The 3,040-nt window shown below is 35.5% G+C and carries 2 protein-coding genes; both read left to right on the top strand.

The window, feature by feature from the left end:
- Nucleotides 1-256: 256 nt before the first annotated feature.
- Nucleotides 257-2,509: an EAL domain-containing protein gene (locus H5072_RS15680; protein ID WP_182694049.1), complete on the top strand. Its 2,253-nt coding sequence runs from the start codon at nt 257-259 to the stop codon at nt 2,507-2,509.
- Nucleotides 2,510-2,716: 207 nt separating this feature from the next.
- On the top strand, nt 2,717-3,040 hold a 324-nt coding region (locus H5072_RS15675; protein WP_182694048.1), incomplete at its 3' end, for a GNAT family N-acetyltransferase.

Raw genomic sequence — 3,040 nt, 5'->3', positions numbered from 1 at the left:
TAAATAGCTTAAAAATTTTGAACAGTACTTTTAAGTAACAAAGTGTTAGCTTTAATATTGTGGTTTTGTTTATATAGTAACAATAGGTGTTCAGTAATATGCAACTATGATTATTTAAGACAGGCCCGATTATTTTTTGCCAATAAAATAAAAAACTTACTAATCATGACTATACTGAACTTTACTGCGTAAGAAAAAAGCGCTTGATTAAAGCTTTTGTTGTTTCAATGTGTATAAATAATACGGGTAAAGGAAAATGGGTACGGATAGGTTAAAAAAGTTATTATCTCACCAGCAAGGCATTTTATCTAAAATTGCATTAGGGGTACCTTTAACTGAGGTGCTTACTGAAATTTGTTCATCAATCGAGCAGATTATTGATGATGAATCCGCTAGGTGTTCAATCTTATCAGTTAAAGGCCAGCAGCTTTTTCATTGCGCAGCTCCTAATATTCATCCAGAGTACTGTAGTTTGCTTAATGGAGTCTATATAGGGCCAAAAGTGGGTTCATGTGGTACTACAGCATTTTCGAAATCGCGCACTATTGTTGAAAATATCGAAACTTCACCGCTGTGGGAGGACTTTAAAGACTTAGCACTAAAGTTTGGTCTTAAGTCATGTTGGTCAACGCCTATTTTCTCAACTCAAGCCGATTTATTAGGCACCTTTGCTATCTATCACAGCACTCCTAAATCACCATCAAAGCAAGATTTAGAGTTAATCGATTTTTTTGTGCACTTTTCTAGTATCGCTCTTGAAAAAAGTAACGAATTTAACAAAGCAAAACAGCTTCTCGCGAATTTACAGCAAAGTAATGAAAAGTTTAAAGCCTTCACTAAGGTAATGCCCGATCTCATTCTTATTTTAAGTGAAGAGGGAATTTATACCGATGTGTATGGTACTTCTAATGAGTTACTGCTTGATTCAAGCAAGGACCTTATTGGTCAAAGTGTTAAGGATCTGCTCTCCCAAGACGATTCACAAATGATAATGGACGTTATTAAAAAAACACTCTCGACTAACGAGACGCAAATTTTTGAATATGAATTAGCTGTACCAAAGGGCAATATAGTTTTTGAAGGCAGGGCTGCTGCATTAGATCATTACCACCCCAATAGTCCTACAAAAAGGCACGTAGTATGGATGGCCAGAGATATTTCAATAAAGAAAAAGGCCGAACAAGAAGTACATAAGCTTGCCTTTTACGACCCATTAACGAATCTTCCAAATAGAAGAATGCTTAGCGACAAATTAAGCATGTGTGTGGAGAGTGTTAAGCGTGATAAAAATATAGGGGCGTTATTATTTTTAGACCTAGATAATTTTAAGCGTATTAATGATTCACTTGGGCACAGTGCGGGTGATGAAGTACTTGTGGAATTATCAAAAAGGTTAAGCGCAATAATAAAAGGCTCTGATACGTTGGCCAGAGCGGGTGGCGATGAGTTTATTATTTTACTAAAACACGTTGGAGAAAATACACAGCAGGCGAGCATCGAGTGCAAAATAGTAGCCAAAGAGATTCAAAGAGCTTTTCATGATAAATTTGAAGTGGGCAACCTTGCATTTCAAGTAAGCTGCAGCATAGGTATTTGTCTAATTGATAGCGTAAATGCGCAGGCAGGCAATATATTAAAATTTGCAGACACGGCTATGTATCGTTCTAAAAATAAAGGGGGGAATAGCAGTAGCTTTTACGATCCAGCCTTACAAACACTGCTTGAAAAACAAACTGAACTAGAAACCGATATAGTCAGAGCGATTGCATCTGATGAGTTTTGTGCTTATTTTCAGCCTCAGGTAAATACGTATGGTGATGTTATTGGTGCTGAAGCACTCATTAGGTGGAACCATCCTCAAAAAGGGTTAATAGCGGCAAACGAATTTATACCAATTGCAGAGCAATACGGGCTTATTCAAAAACTACAAAATATTGTTTTACATGATATATGTATTTTAATAAACGAACTTAAAGCAGATAACATAATAGACGACTCGTTTAGTGTTTCAATTAATATTAGTCAAAGCCAGTTTAATTCATCAAATTTAAAAGGAGAGCTGTTTAGCACTATCAATAAATTTGATATTCGGGCACAGCAAATTAAGTTAGAAATAACCGAGTCAATGCTCTCAAGCGATATAGATTATACAATTAGGCAAATGAAAGAACTCATTGCCGCTGGCTTTTTATTTTCGATTGATGATTTTGGAACCGGTTACTCCTGCTTAGCGTACTTAAGTGCGTTTCCTGTTAAAGAATTAAAAATAGATAAAAGCTTTATTGATAAAATTTTAGATAGCACGGTTGGCTTTAATATTGCGCAAACAATTATCAGCCTAGGAAAAAGCTTAAACTTAGAGGTAGTTGCTGAGGGCGTAGAAACAACAGAACAATATGACTTACTTAAAAAAATGAATATTGACGCCATGCAAGGCTACTTAATTGCAAGGCCGATGGATAAAGAAGGCTATTCAAAATGGCATAGCGCTAATACTAATGCGCAATAATACTTGAACACTACTATTTATTAATTAGTAATAATTTAGCAAAATTTATACACTTGCTAGGCCACTTTTGCTCTTTTAGCTGGTGAAATGTCATAACCCATATGCTAAATAAGGAGTAAAGATTTTTTAATTAAACAATGCTAAGCTATGACCGCTTAAATATATTATTTAAAGCTTAATAAACTTATAACAATGAATGGAAGCTTTATGCAGTTAGTCGATTTGAACCCGAATGATCCCGACGTGGTAAATGTATTTGATGATATAGACCGACTTATAAATTCTTTATATCCTGTGGCTACCGCACAGTCTCTGGAGTTAAACGAATTAACCTTACCTAATGTGTACGCTATTGGTTTAAAAACTGAAGAAGGTATTATTGCCTGCGGTGCGATTGTAGAGAAATTTGATACCCAGCCTTACGGCGAAATAAGACGTTTATATGTAAAACCAAGTCATCGTGGTAAAGGGCTATCAAGACGTATTATGCAGATTTTATTGCATCAAGCTGGCGAAAAACAAATCCCGTTA

Origin of the sequence: Pseudoalteromonas sp. SR45-5 (assembly GCF_014163565.1) — a bacterium.
Classification (GTDB): Bacteria; Pseudomonadota; Gammaproteobacteria; order Enterobacterales; family Alteromonadaceae; genus Pseudoalteromonas; species Pseudoalteromonas distincta.
The sequence above is the reverse complement of the archived record's forward strand: the minus strand, read 5'-3'. Positions and strand labels throughout refer to the sequence as shown.

Coding starts and splice junctions, on each gene's coding strand:
- H5072_RS15680 (WP_182694049.1), top strand. CDS start 257: ATGGGTACGGATAGGTTAAAAAAGTTATTATCTCACCAGCAAGGCATT.